13 protein-coding genes and 1 pseudogene are annotated in these 17,542 nt (G+C 68.7%); 7 read left to right on the top strand and 7 right to left on the bottom strand.

The annotated features are described in order from the left end of the window. The first annotated feature begins 134 nt into the window (after positions 1-134). Both B9C99_RS13775 and B9C99_RS13780 read left to right on the top strand, forming a co-directional pair. Positions 135-615: pseudogene (locus tag B9C99_RS13775) on the top strand (nucleoside deaminase). A 114-nt stretch (positions 616-729) separates the two neighbouring features. Continuing rightward, positions 730-2,178, top strand: coding sequence for an aldehyde dehydrogenase (locus B9C99_RS13780; RefSeq protein ID WP_088898257.1), 1,449 nt, complete (start codon positions 730-732; stop codon positions 2,176-2,178). Positions 2,179-2,266: 88 nt separating this feature from the next. On the opposite strand, the gene epsC is transcribed toward B9C99_RS13780, so the two are convergent. Both epsC and cysK read right to left on the bottom strand, forming a co-directional pair. Beyond that, positions 2,267-2,845 carry a serine O-acetyltransferase EpsC gene (gene epsC / locus B9C99_RS13785; RefSeq protein WP_006552687.1) on the bottom strand — a complete coding sequence of 193 codons (579 nt, stop codon included), beginning with the start codon at positions 2,843-2,845 and terminating at the stop codon, positions 2,267-2,269. Positions 2,846-2,853: 8 nt separating this feature from the next. Continuing rightward, the gene (cysK, locus tag B9C99_RS13790) at positions 2,854-3,789 is read right to left on the bottom strand and encodes a cysteine synthase A (protein ID WP_059383775.1); all 936 of its coding nucleotides are present in this window, start codon (positions 3,787-3,789) and stop codon (positions 2,854-2,856) included. A 276-nt stretch (positions 3,790-4,065) separates the two neighbouring features. On the opposite strand from cysK, the gene B9C99_RS13795 reads away from it, so the two are divergent. After that, a complete protein-coding gene (locus B9C99_RS13795; protein WP_253250071.1) occupies positions 4,066-4,653 on the top strand; it encodes a hypothetical protein in 588 nt (195 codons plus the stop codon). Then, complete coding sequence (locus B9C99_RS13800) at positions 4,653-5,822, top strand: zinc-dependent alcohol dehydrogenase (RefSeq protein ID WP_088898258.1); 1,170 nt, start codon at positions 4,653-4,655, stop codon at positions 5,820-5,822. The genes B9C99_RS13795 and B9C99_RS13800 overlap by 1 nt, the downstream gene beginning before the upstream one ends. 36 nt (positions 5,823-5,858) lie before the next feature. Here B9C99_RS13800 and B9C99_RS26145 read toward each other — a convergent pair whose 3' ends face one another. The 5 genes from B9C99_RS26145 to B9C99_RS13825 all read right to left on the bottom strand — a co-directional run bounded on the left by B9C99_RS26145 (position 5,859) and on the right by B9C99_RS13825 (position 12,489). After that, a complete protein-coding gene (locus B9C99_RS26145) occupies positions 5,859-7,760 on the bottom strand; it encodes an NHL repeat-containing protein (RefSeq protein WP_253250072.1) in 1,902 nt (633 codons plus the stop codon). 173 nt (positions 7,761-7,933) lie between these two features. Then, the gene (locus B9C99_RS13810; RefSeq protein ID WP_006552694.1) at positions 7,934-9,766 is read right to left on the bottom strand and encodes a phosphoenolpyruvate carboxykinase (GTP); all 1,833 of its coding nucleotides are present in this window, start codon (positions 9,764-9,766) and stop codon (positions 7,934-7,936) included. Between the two features lie 280 nt (positions 9,767-10,046). Beyond that, positions 10,047-10,424 carry a DUF6802 family protein gene (locus tag B9C99_RS13815; protein WP_088898260.1) on the bottom strand — a complete coding sequence of 126 codons (378 nt, stop codon included), beginning with the start codon at positions 10,422-10,424 and terminating at the stop codon, positions 10,047-10,049. Positions 10,425-10,462: 38 nt separating this feature from the next. Beyond that, complete coding sequence (locus tag B9C99_RS13820; RefSeq protein WP_088898261.1) at positions 10,463-11,845, bottom strand: hypothetical protein; 1,383 nt, start codon at positions 11,843-11,845, stop codon at positions 10,463-10,465. Further along, a complete protein-coding gene (locus tag B9C99_RS13825; protein WP_088898262.1) occupies positions 11,842-12,489 on the bottom strand; it encodes a hypothetical protein in 648 nt (215 codons plus the stop codon). The genes B9C99_RS13820 and B9C99_RS13825 overlap by 4 nt, the downstream gene beginning before the upstream one ends. Before the next feature lie 135 nt (positions 12,490-12,624). Here B9C99_RS13825 and trmB point away from each other — a divergent pair, with 135 nt between their 5' ends. Genes trmB through B9C99_RS13840 form a run of 3 tightly spaced genes read left to right on the top strand, consistent with a single transcriptional unit; the run spans position 12,625 to position 17,522 of the window. After that, complete coding sequence (gene trmB, locus B9C99_RS13830; protein WP_088898263.1) at positions 12,625-13,371, top strand: tRNA (guanosine(46)-N7)-methyltransferase TrmB; 747 nt, start codon at positions 12,625-12,627, stop codon at positions 13,369-13,371. After that, the gene (locus tag B9C99_RS13835) at positions 13,368-14,060 is read left to right on the top strand and encodes an NYN domain-containing protein (RefSeq protein ID WP_026061641.1); all 693 of its coding nucleotides are present in this window, start codon (positions 13,368-13,370) and stop codon (positions 14,058-14,060) included. Before trmB ends, B9C99_RS13835 begins: the two co-directional genes overlap by 4 nt. Positions 14,061-14,069: 9 nt before the next feature. Next, the gene (locus B9C99_RS13840; protein WP_088898264.1) at positions 14,070-17,522 is read left to right on the top strand and encodes an MMPL family transporter; all 3,453 of its coding nucleotides are present in this window, start codon (positions 14,070-14,072) and stop codon (positions 17,520-17,522) included. Positions 17,523-17,542 lie beyond the last annotated feature (20 nt).

Genomic DNA, 17,542 nt, shown 5'->3' on the forward strand with positions numbered 1-17,542 from the left:
GTCGGAGCGTCCAGCGCGATGGGGCAGCCAGTCCTTCCGAGCCTCGACCGAAGCAGAAATCCATCAGCTACACCCCACCGCTCTGGGCATCCAGGGCACCAACCCCAGACACCTACAAACTTAGGGAGACATCCATGGTGAACGACACGGATCTGCAACCACCTGCGGCGGTGCGTCGAACTCGCGGAGGAGGCGGTCGCGGCCGGCGACGAGCCGTTCGGGTCGGTGCTCGTCGACGCGGACGGCACGGTCCTGGCCGAGGACCGCAACCGTATCGCCGGCGACGACCGCACCCGGCACCCCGAGTTCGCGCTCGCGCGATGGGCGGCCGAACATCTCGAACCCGACCGGCGTGCCACCGCCACCGTCTACACCTCCGGTGAGCACTGCCCGATGTGCGCGGCCGCGCACGGCTGGGTCGGCCTGGGGCGGATCGTCTACGCGGCGTCCTCCGAACAACTCGTCCGGTGGCTGGGTGAGATGGGCGTGCCGGCGGCACCGGTCCGTCCGCTGCCGATCCGCGAGGTCGTGCCGGATGCCGTCGTCGACGGACCCGCGCCCGAACTCGAGCAGGAGATTCGGCTCCTGCACCGTCGCTGCCATCTCGGGGATTAGTCTTCCTGTCCCATCCGGTCTGGTCACCCCCTGGTCAATAGTTGTAACGTGTTCTAGTGTTCGAGGTCACACGAATACGGCCGATACACGAGCACAGCCAGGTGAGGAAGCGACATGACCGACTACGACAAGTTGTTCATCGGCGGCCGATGGGTGGCACCGTCGACCGACGAGAGACTCGAAGTGTTCTCCCCCGCCACGGAAGAGCGCGTCGGTTCCGTGCCCGTCGCGGGACCGCAGGACATCGACGCCGCAGTGTCCGCCGCCCGTACGGCCTTCGACGAAGGTCCGTGGTCGCGCACCACCCCGAGCGAGCGCGCCGAGATCCTCGGCAAGGCAGCAAAGCTCATCGAGGAGCGTCGCGCCGAGATCGGCGCCTCGCTCACCGCGGAGATGGGCCAGCCGCCGGCCTCGGTCGAGATGATGCAGCTGACGTCGGGCCTGGCCACGATCAACTACTATGCGGGGCTTGCCGATTCGTTCCCGTGGGTCGAGGAGCGCACCGGCCTGTTCGGTCGCAGCCGCGTCAGCCGCGAACCCGTCGGCGTCGTCGCCGCCGTCATCGCGTGGAACGTGCCGCTGTTCCTGATGATCAACAAACTCGGACCCGCCCTGCTCGCCGGATGCACGGTGGTCCTCAAGCCCGCTCCCGAATCGCCGCTGACGACGAACGTCCTCGCCGAGATCTTCACGGAGGCAGGACTTCCCGAGGGCGTCCTCTCACTCGTTCCCGGCGGCGCCGAGACCGGCGAGTACCTGGTCTCGCACCCCGACGTCGACAAGATCACCTTCACCGGTTCGACGGCCGTGGGTCGTCACATCGGTGAGATCGCCGCGCGCGGACTCAAGCGCTGCTCGCTCGAACTCGGCGGCAAGTCGGCAGCGATCATCCTCGAGGACGCCGACCTCGATTCGACGATGCCGATGCTGGTGATGTCCGGCCTGATGAACACCGGTCAGGCCTGCGTCGGGCAGACCCGCGTCCTCGCGCCGCGGTCGCGCTACGACGAGGTGATCGAGAAGATGACCGCGACCGCGGCCTTCTTCCCCGTCGGACTGCCCGATACCGAAGGCGCACAACTCGGTCCGCTGATCTCCGCGAAGCAGCGCGATCGCGTCGAGTCCTACATCGCCAAGGGCAAGGAGGAAGGCGCGCGTCTCGTGCTCGGCGGCGGTCGCCCCGAGGGCATCGAGACGGGCTACTTCGTCGAACCGACGATCTTCGCCGACGTCGACAACTCCATGACCATCGCCCGTGAGGAGATCTTCGGACCCGTCATCTGCGTGATCCCCTACGACAGCGTGGACGAGGCCGTGAAGATCGCCAACGACTCCGACTACGGCCTCGCCGGGTCGGTGTACACCACCGATGTCGAGAAGGGTCTCGAGGTCGCGTCACGCGTGCGCACCGGCACGTACGGAATCAACTGGTACGCATTCGATCCGGGTTCGCCGTTCGGCGGCTACAAGAACTCCGGCATCGGCCGCGAGAACGGTCCCGAGGGCGTCGAGGCGTACTGCGAGACCAAGTCGGTGCTGTACCCGCTCGGTTACGAGGGCTGATCCCCCGAAAAAGGGGAGGATATGTGCGTTCTCGTCGGAGAACTCGCACATATCCTCGCCTTTTTTCGTGTTTCGGGAGGACGCGACCTCAGATGTACATCGCGGGATCGATGTACGTCGTCGGATCCACGAGCGGTTCGTGCTTCTTGCGGGACCGGACGGTCGCGGGGATACCCGTGGCGATCGAATCCGCCGGCACGTCGTGGGTGACCACGGCGTTGGCGCCGATCGCGCTGTCGTCCCCGATCACCACCGGGCCGAGGACCTTCGCCCCCGCCCCGACGGTGACACGGTTGCCCAGCGTCGGATGACGCTTCTCCTTCGCCAGCGACCGGCCGCCGAGCGTGACGCCGTGGTAGAGCATCACGTCGTCGCCGATCTCGGCCGTCTCACCGATGACCACGCCCATGCCGTGGTCGATGAAGAAGCGCCGGCCGATGGTCGCGCCGGGGTGGATCTCGATGCCGGTGAGGAACCGGGTGAACTGCGCGAGGATCCGCGCAGGTCCCTTCAGGGCGGGCACCTGCCACATCCGGTGCGCGATGCGGTGCGACCAGATCGCGTGCAGCCCCGAATAGACGATGGCGTTCTCCGCGTCGCTGCGCGCGGCCGGGTCGTGGCCGCGCGCCGACTGCAGATCCTCCCGGAGAGTGTGCAGGATACCCACGACGGCGATCAGTCCCGGATGTGCTCGAAGAGCGGGGTGGAGATGTAGCGCTCGCCGAAGTCGGGAACGACGACGACGATCAGCTTGCCGGCGTTCTCCGGACGCTTCGCGATCTCGAGTGCGGCCCACACGTTGGCGCCGGCCGAGATGCCGCCGAGGATGCCCTCGTCGGTGCCCAGGCGACGGGCGACCTCGATGGCGTCGTCGAACTTCACGTCGACGATCTCGTCGTAGATCTCGCGGTCGAGAACCTCGGGCACGAAGTTCGCGCCGATGCCCTGGATCTTGTGCGGGCCGGGCTCGCCACCGGTGAGGATCGGCGAGTCGGCGGGCTCGACACCGACGATCTTCACGTCGGGCTTGCGAGCCTTGAGGGTGCGGCCGACACCGGTGAGCGTGCCACCCGTGCCGATACCCGCGACGAAGATGTCGACGGCACCGTCGGTGTCGTTCCAGACCTCTTCACCGGTGGTGCGCTCGTGGATCTCCGGGTTGGCCGGGTTGCCGAACTGGCGGGCCAGGATGGCGTTCTCGGTGTTCGCGACGATCTCCTCGGCCTTCGCGACGGCACCCTTCATGCCCTCGGAGCCGGGGGTGAGGACGATCTCGGCGCCGTAGGCGCGGAGCATGACGCGACGCTCGGTCGACATCGTCTCGGGCATCGTGAGGATGACCTTGTAGCCGCGGGCAGCGCCGACCATGGCGAGCGCGATACCGGTGTTGCCGGAGGTGCCCTCGACGATCGTGCCGCCGGGCTTCAGCTCACCGGACTTCTCGGCGGCGTCGATGATCGCGACACCGATGCGATCCTTGACGCTGTTGGCCGGGTTGTAGAACTCGAGCTTCGCGGCGACGGTGGCGCCGGCCCCCTCGGTCAGACGGTTGAGCTTGACGATCGGGGTGCGCCCGACCAGCTCGGTGACGTTGTTGTAGATGCCGCTCATATTGGGCCGATCCCTCCTTGCGGTCGTAGCGACGACCGGGTCGTTTCCGTCACACCATTGCATCATCTGCTGGTACGTGCTGTGCAGCCGGGGAGCCGTGCGCTCACCCGGCTACGCGCATGCGCGGGCACAGTGCAGCGGCGACGGTTTGTCGGTCCGGCGTACACGGGTACTCAACGTCATCGGCCGCCTCGATCTTCCCGACGCCCACTGTGGCGTAGGTCCTCGATCCGGCGACCGGCAGATCTGTCCGTCCGTACCGGTGAGGAGACGACGGTGGTCGACTTCAGCAGGGTCGTGCAGAACGCGAACAAGGTCGTGCAGAACGCGGGCCGAGTCGTGCAGAACGCGAACAAGGCGATCGACGACGCGGGTCACTCGGTGGGCGGATTCGTCCGGCGCGCCGTCGACCGGCCCGTCGACGCCCGGAAACCGCAGACGGTGACCGTCGCGGCTCCGCGAGCGCAGGTCATGCAGTTCTGGCGCGATCCCGAGAACCTGAGCAGAGTCTTCGGCGACGACGTCCGGGTGGAGACGGTCGAGGCGAACCGGCTGCGCTGGACCTGGGAGGGCACCGGCGGCACGACGGCCTGGGACACCCGCGTCGACGTCACCTCGGAAGGACTTGCGTTCGTCGGCGAGGACGACGCGGACACCCCGGGTCCGCGCGTGGTGCTCGCGGTGTCCGACGCGCCCCGGGGCGGCACCGCGATGACCCTGCGCGCCGAGGTTCCCGCTCCCGATCTCGTCACCGGTGCCCTGACCTTCACCGCGCTCTACCGTGCGCGGGCCCTCATGCAGACCGGTGAGATTCCCACCCTGCAGGGCAGTCCGAGTGCCCGCGAATCGGAAGGAGACGCGTGATGCGAGCGCTGTGCTGGATGGGTGTGAACGAGTTGTCGGTGGAGACGGTCGACGATCCCGGGCTGGTCAATCCGCACGACGTGATCGTGCGGGTCCGCCTCACCACGACCTGCGGTTCCGACCTCCACTTTCTCGGCGGGTACCTGCCGGGGATGCGGGAGGGCGACGTGATCGGCCACGAGTTCATGGGCGAGATCGTCGACACCGGTCCGGAGGTGACCACCGTGCGGGTCGGCGACCGGGTGGTCGTGCCGTCGTTCATCGGGTGCGGGAAGTGCCCGTACTGCGCCGACGGCCTGCACGCGGTGTGCGACACCACCAACCCGAACGCTGCGATGCAGCAACCCGTGCTGGGCTATCCCACCGGCGGAATCTACGGCTACACCCACCCCTTCGGCGGGTACCAGGGATCGCACGCCGAGTACATCCGCGTGCCCTTCGGCGACGTCAACTGCTTCCAGATCCCCGACGGTGTCGGCGACGAACAGGCCCTGTTCCTGTCGGATGCGGTGCCGACGGGCTACATGGGCGCCGACTTCTGCGACATCTCCCCGGGTGACACGGTGGCGGTCTGGGGCGCGGGCGCCGTCGGTCTCATGGCTGCGGCGAGCGCGAGGATCATGGGCGCCGAACGGGTGATCGTGATCGACCGTTTCCGCGACCGCCTCGACCGCGCCGCGAAGAAGGTCGGCGCCGAAACCGTGGACTACACCGAGGTCGACAGCGTCTACGAGACGCTCCGCGAGAGCACCGGCGGACGCGGACCGGACGCCTGTATCGACGCCGTGGGCATGGAGGGTCACGGCACCGGCGTCATGCAGGCCTACGACAAGGTCAAGCAGGCACTGCGGATGGAGAGCGACCGCGCCACCTCCCTGCGTGAAGCGATCCTGTCCTGCGGCAAGGGCGGAGTCGTGTCGGTGCTCGGCATCTACGGCGTCACCGACAAGTTCCCGATGGCGGTACTGACGAACAAGAGCCTCACCCTGCGGACGGCGCAGCAGCACGGCCAGCGGTACATGCCCACCCTGTTCGAGCACGTCCTCGAGAGCAGGTTGGACCCGAGTTGGCTCATGACGCACGACCTTCCGCTCACCGACGCGGTGCGCGGGTACGAGATGTTCAAGAACAAGGAGGACGACTGCCTGCGCGCGGTCTTCCGTCCATAGATCACTGCAATCGAGCGATCGCAGAACGCGTGACGGTCAGGGCGTCACGGGCGCGGCGGCCCCGACGAAGGCCACCATCTCGTAACCGCCGGGGTTGGTCTGGATCGGGATCTCCTTCCAGTTGTTGGCCACCCACACGTTCCCGGCCTGGTCGATCGTGATGCCGGTGTTGCGGACGAGGCCGTCGAATCCGTATCCGGTGACGTCCGGGGAGATCGGTGCGCCCGTAGTGGTTCCGGGACGGCAGGCGACCGCCCTGCTGCCACAGAACTGGGAGACGGCCCGGCCGGCGAAGTTCGCGACCCAGATGTTGTCGTTGCCGTCGACGACCACACCCCACGGAACCCGGAGGCCGCCGCCGGTGATGGGGAACGGCGTGAGATTCCCGTCGATCATGGTGAGGCTGCCCTCGAGAGTGGGGGTCAGCGCGGGGTCCGGGCAGGGGATCCCGATGACCCGCGAGTTCGCGACCCACGCGGTTCCTGCGGAATCGACGGCCACCCCGAGGGGTTTCTCGAGGCCGGCCCCACCGATGGCCGGGACGATCGGGGTGCCGGAGGCATCGAGCACGGCGACGGTGTCGCTGCCGTTGCCCGTGACGAACACCCGGCCGTCGGCTCCCTCGGCGAGGGCGAAGGGTTTCGTCACGCCGAGGTCGGTGAGGTTGCGTCCGGCGGCCGGATTTCCGCCCGGATAGATCGTGACGCTGTCGTTGCCGCAGTTGGCCGTCCAGATGTCGCCGCTGCTGTGGGAGATCAGGCCCTGCGGCCAGTCGATCCCGCCCTGCGTGAACCCGGTGTCGGGTGAAATGGGCTGCCCGTCCGCCGTGAACACCGACAGGCTGTTGTGCGGGGGTTGCCGGTCGTCCGGGCAACCGGGAGCGGGAGCCGCGAACCCGAAGTTCGCCACCCACACGTTGCCGTCGCGGTCGATGTCGATACCGAATCCCGCCCCGCTCAGTCCTCCTCCGGTGTACGGCGATCCGGGATAGAACTCTCCCGTGGGGGTGAGGCGGATGAGGTTGTCCGCGCCGCACACGGGAGTGTCGGTGCCGGGCGCATATTCGTAGTTGTTGGTCACCCAGATGTTGCCGTCACGGTCGACGGTCATGTTGCCGGGGCCGTCCATCGACACACCGTCGCCGACGAAGCGCAGCGCCAACGTCCATGCACTCGGTGGCAGGATGCGGTCGGGAACGATCGGGGACGGACCGGTCTTCGACACCGCGAACAACTCGACGACGTTCTGCCAGGGATGACGGGCGGTGTTCACCAGGGCCTGCCAGGTGTCGGAAGCCGGTGCCCCACCGGACGTCCCGGCGAGCCGCACCAGCTGGTCGCACACCTGCTGCAGGGCAATGCAGTTGGCGACCATGTCGGCGAGGGAACCGAAGGTGGCCAGCGCTTCGGTCTCGGGGCCGTTCGGGGGAGTTCCGAGTACCGGGGCGATGTCGCCTGTGACGGGGTCGACGAGATTGTGCGCCATGCGCGCCGCGTTATGCAGACCGGGCGCCGGCCCGGCGACCCTCCCGTCCTCGGTGAACTGCGCCAGCGCGTAAGCCGCTGCCACCGTGGTCTTCTCGTCGAGGATGACGTCCGTCGGCGAATCCCCCACGCCCAGTACGCCGCTCAACACCACCGGAGAGCCCGGTTTCTCGGCCACCGCATAGATCACCGACGATGCCGGCTGCGGTGCGTATCCGATCGCGAAGTCGCCCGCCGGTCCCGAGGTCGCGCGACCCAGCAGGGCCGGACCGTCGGCCGACGTCGCGAACAGCGATATCTCGTAGCCGGGCAACGGAACCGCGGACGTGAGGACACGTCCGCGGAGTTGCTCTTCGCTCTGTGCTGTGGCGGGTGCTGCCAGGAGCGCCCAGGCCAGCGCCGTCGCCCCCACCAGTGCCGCACACTTCCGACCGATACGACTCGAACCACGCACGAGACGACCCTCTCGCCGGCGGAAAGCAGTTGCAGTGCATCGTCGAACTGCGTCACCGGTCAGCGTGGCACAACCGAGATGTCCGCTGTGGACGATTTCCCGGATTTCACCCTCACAGACGGCGAATGCCGCCCCCGGGAAACCGGGAGCGGCATTCGTCGTGGTGTACGGACTCAGCCCAGGCGCTGCTTGAGGGCCTCGAACTCGTCGCGGATGCCCGAGGGCACCTTCTCACCGAGGAACTCGAACCACTCGGCGATACCGTCGATCTCGGACTTCCACTCCTCGACGTCGACCTTCAGGGCCTCGTCGACGTCGGCGGGATCGACATCGAGACCGTCGAGCGTGAGGTCGGCGGCGCTGGGCACGTAGCCGATCGGCGTGGACTGCGCGCCGGCCTTGTGCTCGATGCGGTCGACGATCCACTTGAGCACGCGCGAGTTCTCGCCGAAGCCGGGCCACAGGAAGCGGCCGTCGTCGCCGCGACGGAACCAGTTGACGTAGAAGATCTTCGGCAGCTTGTCCTCGTCGGCGTTCTTGCCGAGCGTGATCCAGTGGTTCAGGTAGTCGCCGGCGTTGTAGCCGAGGAAGGGCAGCATCGCCATCGGGTCGCGACGGACGCTACCGACCTTGCCCTCCGCCGCGGCGGTCTGCTCGGACGAGAGGGTCGCGCCGAGGAAGGTGCCGTGCTGCCAGTCGAAGGACTCGCTGACGAGGGGCACCGTCGTCTTGCGGCGGCCACCGAACAGGATCGCGGAGATCGGCACACCCTGCGGGTCGTCCCACTCGGGGGCGAGGATCGGGCACTGCGACATCGGGGTGCAGTAGCGCGAGTTCGGGTGTGCGGCGTTGGTGCCGGACTCGGGGGTCCAGTCGTTGCCCAGCCAGTCGGTGAGGTGCGCCGGGGTCTCGCCGCCGATGCCCTCCCACCAGATGTCGCCGTCGTCGGTCTTCGCGACGTTGGTGTAGATGGTGTTGCCGGCCTCGATGGTCGCCATCGCGTTCGGGTTCGAGTCGGCGCTGGTGCCCGGTGCGACGCCGAAGAAGCCGAACTCGGGGTTGACGGCGTAGAGGCGGCCGTCCTTGCCGAAACGCATCCACGCGATGTCGTCGCCGAGGGTCTCGGCACGCCAGCCCGGGATGGTCGGCTGGATCATCGCGAGGTTGGTCTTGCCACAGGCCGACGGGAACGCCGCGGCGATGTAGTAGGCCTTCTCCTCGGGCGAGATCAGCTTGAGGATCAGCATGTGCTCGGCCAGCCAGCCCTCGTCGTGGGCCATGGCCGACGCGATGCGCAGCGAGTAGCACTTCTTGCCGAGCAGGGCGTTGCCGCCGTAGCCGGAACCGAAGCTCCAGATCTCACGGGTCTCGGGGAAGTGGGTGATGTACTTCGTGTCGTTGCACGGCCACGGGACATCCTGCTGGCCGGCCTCGAGCGGCGCACCCACCGAGTGCAGCGCCTTGACGAACGGACGGTCGGTGCCGAGCTTCTCGAGCGCCGCACTACCCATGCGGGTCATGATGCGCATCGAGACGACGACGTACTCCGAGTCGGTCAGCTCGACGCCGAGCTTCGGGTCCTCTGCACCGAGCGGGCCCATGCAGAAGGGCACGACGAAGAGGGTGCGTCCGCGCATGCTGCCGCGGTACAGCTCGGTCATCGTGGCGCGCATCTCGTCGGGGTCGACCCAGTTGTTGGTCGGGCCCGCGTCGATCTCGTTCTTCGAGCAGATGAAGGTGCGCGACTCGACGCGTGCGACGTCCGACGGATCGGAATTGGCCAGGAACGAGTTCGGCTTCTTCTCGTCGTTCAGACGCGTGAAGGTGCCGGCCTCGACCAGCTGAGAGGTCAGACGGTCCCATTCCTCATCGGATCCGTCGGCCCATACGACACGATCGGGCTGGGTGAGCTCGGCAATCTCCTGGACCCAGGCAAGCAACTCGGCATGCTGGGTCGGGAGCTTGTCGTCGGTACCGTTCAAACCGGGAATGGTCGCTGAGGTCATCAAAACTCTCCTGGGGTGTGCCCGGAACCGGGATCCCACCTCCGACCTGCACGTTCTTCTGTGCGGACGATGGCAGACCCGGGCTTGCCCCTCTCGGCAGGGGTACCACCTACTTCGTCCGTGGCCGAACAGGCGAAGTAGGCGCCGGATGTCCTTTTCATAGAGGTTAACGTCGGAATGCCGACCGGCGTCACTCGGGGCCGGTCGGAAATCTCACAGAAACGATTCAGAACTTGCGCACAATACCGTCCCCTCCCCCTGCTGCGCAGCCGGATATGAATCACTTCGACTCTTCTCCGTGGTGTACGTCGTATTCAAGGCTACCTGTGTCCAGTCGGCTCCACCGACCCGATCCGTCGAGCTCGCGACAGTATTCCCACACGCCGTAGCGGCCGTCGTCCGCGATCACCGTCAGGCGGTCGCTGCTGCCGTCGAGATCGGTGTCGGTGGCCACCACCAGGCCGTCACCCCAGTCGCCGCCGACTCCCCAGCGCTCGGTGTCGGCGACGACGGTCTCGGCGGCGCCGTCACCGTCGAGGTCGGTGGTCGGGTCGAGTTCGTCGGCCCAGGCGGCCACCTCGGACGGATCGAAGACCGACGGATCGAACGGATCGGTGAACGGCTGGGGTGCGCCACCCGAGCCGGCGAGTTCGGCCATCGTCTCCCTTTCCGACCCGGGCACGCGCCGGATCGCTCCTATCCGGTTGGACGCACGCGGGTGCCCTGCGGTTCCGGGATGTGGCCGAGTGCCGCCAGGTCGCGTTCGCACGCCGCGATACGGGCACGCCGCTCGCCACGGCGACGGGTGATCTCCGCGTCGATCGCGGCGACGCGTTCGCGCACGCGGGTCGCGTGCCGGTCGCGCGCGGCCACGGCGAGCGCGGTGGACTGCAGCTCCGTCTCGTGGATACGGGTGCGGATCCAGGTGTCGAGTTCCGCACGCACGGTCGCGAGCTCGTCGGCGATCCACCGGCGCATCCGGTCCCGGTGGGCGATGCGCCTGCGGATCCGCATCAGCCATCCGGCCGCCGGGACCGCGCACGCGATCGCGACCACCAGCGACATCCAGCCCGGCAGGTCCCCGAACGGGGTGAGGAGCAGTCTGCCGAGGCCGGCGCCCGCCGACGCGCCGAACACCACGGTCAGCGTGTCCTCCATCGACCGCGCGGTCTCCGGTGGGCGGGACGTGCGCGTGGGTTCCGGGGCCGGCGTGCCCGGTGCGATCCGGGCCGTGTCCTCGACGAGCCGCGCGCACAGATCGTCGACGTGGGCGTCGATCGTCGTGACCACCGCATCCGCGTCCGCGGTCTCGAGCACCTCCACCGCGGCGGTGGACGCCGACCGCACGCGCACCGCGACCTCCTGCAACAGCGTCACCTGCATCCGGCGCAGGTCGGGACCGGAGGTCGCGGGTGGTGCCGCGGCGGTGAGGCGGGAGCGCTCCGCACGCAGGTCCCCTTCCTCGTCCTCCGCGCTCAGTCGCTCGATCTCCTCCTCGATCATCGGCCGGGTGGCGGCGACGACCGCTGCGCGTGCGCGTCGCGGGTCGTGCGACGAGCGGACCGTGGCGGCCAGGACGTCCCGTAGTTCGACGAGTCCGGACGCGGTGAGCAGGGTCTGCCGGACCGCCTCGCTCGTGTCGTCCCGGAGTTCGTGTGCCCGCCGCGCGGCCGCGGCGCTCACGGGCAGGACCACGACCCGCGACAGCCAGGATGCGTGCCGCTGCAGGATCTCGACGTCGGCGTCGCGCACCGCACGCCAGTCGGGGAAGCGGTCGATACCCGTCAGCGCGCAGACCACCTCGATCGACTCGGCCGAAGCGGCGCGGACGAGGTCGAGTTCGGTACGGCCGATCGTCGCCGACGGGTCGAACACCACGAGGGTGACGGCGCGGCCGTCGTCGGCGAGGTCGATCCCGCCCAGATGCTGTAACTCCGCTTCCAGCGTGCCGGCGCCGGAACCGGGCACACCGACGACCCGCACGCCGGTCGCGGCCGGCCGGTGCAGTCCCATCCATCCGCGCGGATTCCACCGGCGCAGGACGTCCTCGGCCGGATCCACGACTCCCGGCGGTGTCACCGCGGTCCCGCTGCGGCGACGGGCTCCACGGGGTCGAGTTCCACCAGGTCGAGGGTTTGTTCGACGAGTTCGCGTACCTGCGGTGCCGCCGGGACACCCGCAACGACGCGGGCGAACTCCTCGTCGCGCAGGCGGCGGACCACGACCGCACGTGCGGCGACCGACTCCGCGAGCAGTTCCTCGTCGCGGTCGGCGACCACCTGATGCGGCGGCACGCCCACTGCACACGCGACGGCGGCACACTCTGCGGCATCCGGCCCGCCGGACACCACGAGAACGACGCGGCGGGGATCGACGGCTGCCAGCGCGGCGCGGTCGGCCGGATGGGCGACGGCCGGGTCGAGACGACGGGGCACGACGTAGACGACGAGGTCGGCGTCGAGGACCGGATCGGGGCCGTCCGGCGTGTCCACTGCCACTCCGGCCACGGCCGCGTCTACTTCCCCACCCTCGATTTCGGCCCTCCGGAGCAGCAGTTCGCGTACCTGCGCCTCGATGCTCTCCCGGCCGGTCCCGGCCCGCCCCACGACCTGCACCCGCAGCGCGGCCGTATGCTCGGCCAGCGCCCGGCGAATCAACCGCCCTGCCTGCGCATCCAGTTGTTCGACCTGCGTGGCGAGGTGGTGCCACAACTCCCCCGTCATGATCCCCCGATCGTCGGCGGAGATTGTCGCAGAGAGACCGCTGAGAGGCAGCCGAACGAACGCTTCCCTGAGAAAACACTGTGGCCACTCAGGTCACTCCCGCCACACACTCTCGGAATACGCGACAATGGACGGGTGAACGAAGCCGATCAGCACACCACCGAGACGCTCGACGAGCGCCCGACCCGCGGGAACCGCCTGTACCCCAGGGTGACGAGTTTCCGGTCCCGCCGTGGATCGCTGACCGACCCCCAGCAGCAGTGCTGGGACCGTCGTTGGCCCGAACTCGGCAAGGAGGTCGGCGACGAGCCGCTCGACGTCGACGCCTGGTTCGGTCGCTCCGCGCCGCTCGTCCTCGAGATCGGATCCGGAACGGGAACCGCCGCGGTCGCCATGGCCGCGGCCGAGCCCGAGGTGAACCTCATCGCCGTGGAGGTCTACAAGCCCGGCATCGCCCAGACACTGCAGAACATCGAACGCACTTACGACACCGACGCGCCGATCCGGAACCTGCGGATCCTGCGCGGCGACGCCGTCGAGGTGCTCGAGAAGATGCTGACCACCGAGTCGCTCACCGGCGTGCGGGTCTTCTTCCCGGATCCGTGGCCCAAGGCCCGCCACCACAAGCGCCGGCTCCTGCAGGCCCCGACGTTCGCCCTGATCGCCGACCGGTTGAAGTCCGGTGGAGTGCTGCACGTGGCCACCGACCACGCCGAGTACGCCGAGGCCATCGCCGAGGTGGGCGATGCCGAACCGCGCCTCGCCCGCTTCACCGGCACCTCCCCGATCAGTCTCGAACGCCCCGTGACGAAGTTCGAGGACAAGGCACACCAGGTGGGTAGCGCGATCAACGAGTTCGTCTGGGGGAAGATCGGAGCATGAGTGTCCATGAAGAGCTTCCCGGCGTGACCGACTCCTCCGCGATCGACGGCGTCGAGCCGGTCCGTAAGGTCCTGCTCGTCTGGGACGCCCCCAACCTCGACATGGGCCTCGGCGCGATCCTCGGCGGCCGGCCCACCGCCGCCTACCGTCCGCGCTTCGACGCTCTCGGCCGGTGGCTGCTCGGGCGCACCGCCGAACTGTCTCGTCTGCACTCCGCGACCCTCGAACCCGAGGCCACGGTGTTCACCAACATCGCCCCCGGCAGCGCGGACGTCGTCCGCCCCTGGGTCGAGGCCCTGCGTAATGTGGGCTTCGCGGTGTTCGCCAAGCCGAAGATCGACGAGGACAGCGATGTCGACTCCGACATGCTGAACCACATCGAGCTGAGGCACCGGGAGGGTCTCGCCGGTGTCATGGTGGCCTCCGCCGACGGGCAGGCATTCCGTGAACCCCTCGAGCGGCTCGCTCAGGAGGGCATCGCGACCCAGGTGCTCGGTTTCCGCGAGCACGCCAGCTGGGCGGTGACCTCCGAGATCATCGAGTTCCTCGATCTCGAGGACATTCCCGGTGTGTTCCGCGAACCGCTGCCCCGCGTCAGCCTGGAATCGCTGCCCGACGAGGGTGCCTGGCTGCAGCCGTTCCGACCGCTTTCTGCTCTCCTGGTGGGGCGCAAGAGCGTCGCCGAATAGGAGACTTACGTGTTCGACCGTTGGGGAGAGCTCGTCTACCGCGCGCGCTTCACCGTCATTGCGGTGATGGTCGCGGGGCTGCTCGCGCTCGCCGGGTACGGGCTGAGCCTGAACGATCACCTCAGCCAGAGCGGCTGGGACGATCCCGGTTCGGAGTCCGTCGCCGCTGCCAAGCTCGCCGACGGCACCTTCGGCCGCGACACCGCGGGCGACGTGCTGGTGCTGTACACGGCACCCGAGGGCAGCACGGTCGACGATCCCGCGTTCTCCGCGAAGGTCACCGACAGCCTGAACTCGCTGGTCGCCGAGCACCCCGACGAAATCCTCAAGATCAACGGTGCGTACTGGCCCACCGACAACGCACCGTCGCTGCCGACCCTGGCCGACCCGTCGCGCCAGCACGCGATCGCGTCGATCGCCATCGCCGGCGAGGACGACACGGAACTGACCGGCAACTTCCGCGAGGTCAAGGACGCGTTCTACATCGACGGCGTCGACGTGCAGCTCGCCGGTCTGCAGCCGATCTCCGGCGCGCTGAACGACACGATGGCCAACGACATCAAGCGCATGGAGATCCTCGCGATCCCCGCCGTCGGAATCCTGTTGTTCTTCGTCTTCGGCGGTGTCGTCGCGGCCGCGCTCCCGCTGATCACCGGTGGTCTCACGATCGTCGCGGCGAACGGCATCGTCCGGTTGATCACCAACTTCACCGAGGTCAACTCGTTCGTCGCGCCGGTCGTCTCGCTGATCGGCCTGGGTCTGGCGATCGACTACGGCCTGTTCATGGTGTCGCGTTTCCGTGAGGAACTCGCCGAGGGCTACGACACCCCGGCGGCGGTGCGACGCACCGTCGTCACCGCAGGTCGCACGGTGGTGTTCTCGGCGACGATGGTGGTCACCAGCCTCGGTGGCCTCGTGCTGTTCCCGCAGGGCTTCCTCAAGTCGGTCGCCTACGGCGCGATCTCGGCGGTCTCGCTGGCCGCCCTGCTGTCGATCACGATCCTGCCCGCCATCCTGAGCATCCTCGGCAGGCGCATCGACAGGTTCGGCATGAAACGCTTCGGGCAGATCCAGTCGAACGAGCAGGTCGAGAACAGTTTCCTCGGCCGCCTCTGCCGCTGGGTGATGGTCAACCCGATGAAGGTGACCATCCCGACGGTCATCGGTCTGCTGCTGCTCATCATGCCGCTGACCGGCATCAAGTTCGGCGGCATCAACGAGACCTACCTGCCGCCCGAGCACCCCACGCGCGTCGCGCAGGAGACCTTCGACGAACTGTTCCCCGGCCAGCGCGCCGAGCCGGTCAAGCTCGTCGTCCGCGGCGCCGAGGGCGGCGACCTCAACAAGATCATCACGACGGCCAGCGAAGCTCCCGGCCTGGTCGAGAAGTTCCAGATCACCGGCCCGGCGAAGGACGGCGTCCGCGTGCTCAAGGCCGGTCTGACCGACCGCAACGAGTCCTCCGACACCGTCGAGTACCTGCACGCGGCCGAATGGCCCGAGGGTGTCGAAGTGCTCGTCGGCGGCACCCCGGCGATCGAGCAGGACTCCATCGCGGCCCTGCTCGACACCCTGCCGTTGATGGTCTTGGTCGTCGTGCTGCTGACGACGCTGCTGATGTTCCTGGCGTTCGGCTCGCTCGTGCTGCCGGTCAAGGCCGTGTTGATGAGTGCCCTGGGTCTGGGCTCGACGCTGGGCATCCTCACCTGGATCTTCATCGACGGTCACGGCGCCGACCTGCTCAACTTCACCCCGGGGCCGATCATGTCGCCGGTACTCGTGCTGATCATCGCGATCGTGTACGGCCTGTCGACCGACTACGAGGTGTTCCTGCTCTCCAGAATGGTCGAGGCGAGATCGATGGGGGCGAGCACCACCGAGTCGATCCGTATCGGTACCGCCCACACCGGTCGCATCATCACCGCGGCCGCCTTGATCCTCATCGTCGTCACCGGCGCCTTCGGGTTCTCCGAGCTGGTGATGATGAAGTACATCGCGTTCGGCATGATCGCCGCGCTGATCATCGACGCGACCGTCATCCGCATGTTCCTCGTGCCCGCCGTGATGAAGCTGCTCGGCGACGACTGCTGGTGGGCTCCGGCGTGGATGAAGCGGGTCCAGGAGAAGATCGGCCTGGGCGAGCCGATCCTCGCCGACGAACTGATGCCCGAGGACGTTCCCGAGCTCATCACCGTCGGCATGTTCGGTCCGGCGACGGTCGCGGCCACGGGCGCGCACCGCTTCCCGGCAGGTGCCTTCGAGGGCGGCAGCGACCTCACGCAGCCGCTGCCCAAGATCGCTCCGCCGAGGCCGGCCGCCGAACAGCGCAAGCTCCGCGATCTCACGCCGCCGCCGGTGCGACGCCAGGCTCCGGGCCGTCCTTCGGTCCGTCCGGCCGCGCCCGCGTCCGGTCGTCCTCCTGCTGCTCCGCGCAACGGCGAACGGGTGCCGCCGGCAGCCGGGCGTCCGATGCCGGCGAGCCGTCCGGTGCAGCCCGGTACGGGTCCGGGGCGTCCGTCGCGTCCGGTCCCGGAGCCGCGTCGTCGCCCGGAGGGTCGGCCGCCGGTGGACGAGCGCAACGGCTCGGCTCTTCCGGGGCGCGGTGTCCCGGAGAAGGGTGTCCCGGAGAAGTCCGAACGTCGTGCCCCCGAGATGCCGCAGCGCGATGTCACGCAGCGCGGTGCGCTCGATGCCACACAGCGCGGTGCGCTCGACCAGACACAGCGCGGTGCGTCCGACCCGTCGTCGCCGTCGTCGGTGCCTCCGCTCCCCCGCCGTCAGCGCGGGGAAGTTCCGCCGCCGCTGCCGCAGTCGTTCGTCCGGCCACCGGCCGTTCCGGGCGATGCGGAGCCTCTGCCCGGCGCCCAGGCGTCGCGTCCGAGCGAGCCCGGCACCGGTCGTGGACGGGATCCGCAGGCGATCGAGAACTGGTTGTCGCAGTTGCGCCGCACGTCGCCCGGCGGGGGGTCGTCCGCGCAGCGTCCGCGGCCCGCATCCGACACACCGCGGCCATCCACATCCGACGCACCGCGTCCGCCGGCCCCCGGAGCGCAGCGACCCTCGACGCCGGAGCCGCAGCGACCCTCGGCACCGGAGCCCCAGCGACCCTCGGCGCCGCAGCCCCAGCGACCCGCAGCACCGGAATCGCAGCGTCCCCCGACTCCGGAGGCACCGCGACCTTCGGCGCAGGGACCTGCCCGGCCATCCGTGCCGGGTACGCAGCAGCCGCCCACGCAGGGCATGCAGCCTCCGGCTCAGGGCGGTCCTCGTCCGCCTCTGCCCTCGCGGTCCCGGGGGCAGGCGCAGCCGCCCCACCCGGCCGGCGAGCGAGAGGAAGCGCGAGCGGACGAATCGCAGCCGGAGCAGAACGACGCGGAGTCGCGGAGCCGTGGACGCCACGGTCCCGATAGCGGCCGTTCGATCAGCGTCAGTGAGCTGATCGCCCGGCAGCGTCGCGACTGACCTCCCGAACGAACCCGAGG

It is taken from the genome of Rhodococcus sp. BUPNP1 (assembly GCF_002215235.1).
Classification (GTDB): domain Bacteria; phylum Actinomycetota; class Actinomycetes; order Mycobacteriales; family Mycobacteriaceae; genus Rhodococcus.

Coding starts and splice junctions, on each gene's coding strand:
- cysK (WP_059383775.1), bottom strand. CDS start 3,789: ATGAGCGGCATCTACAACAACGTCACCGAGCTGGTCGGGCGCACCCCG.
- B9C99_RS13835 (WP_026061641.1), top strand. CDS start 13,368: ATGAGTGTCCATGAAGAGCTTCCCGGCGTGACCGACTCCTCCGCGATC.
- B9C99_RS13780 (WP_088898257.1), top strand. CDS start 730: ATGACCGACTACGACAAGTTGTTCATCGGCGGCCGATGGGTGGCACCG.
- B9C99_RS13800 (WP_088898258.1), top strand. CDS start 4,653: ATGCGAGCGCTGTGCTGGATGGGTGTGAACGAGTTGTCGGTGGAGACG.
- B9C99_RS13815 (WP_088898260.1), bottom strand. CDS start 10,424: ATGGCCGAACTCGCCGGCTCGGGTGGCGCACCCCAGCCGTTCACCGAT.
- B9C99_RS13810 (WP_006552694.1), bottom strand. CDS start 9,766: ATGACCTCAGCGACCATTCCCGGTTTGAACGGTACCGACGACAAGCTC.
- B9C99_RS13825 (WP_088898262.1), bottom strand. CDS start 12,489: ATGACGGGGGAGTTGTGGCACCACCTCGCCACGCAGGTCGAACAACTG.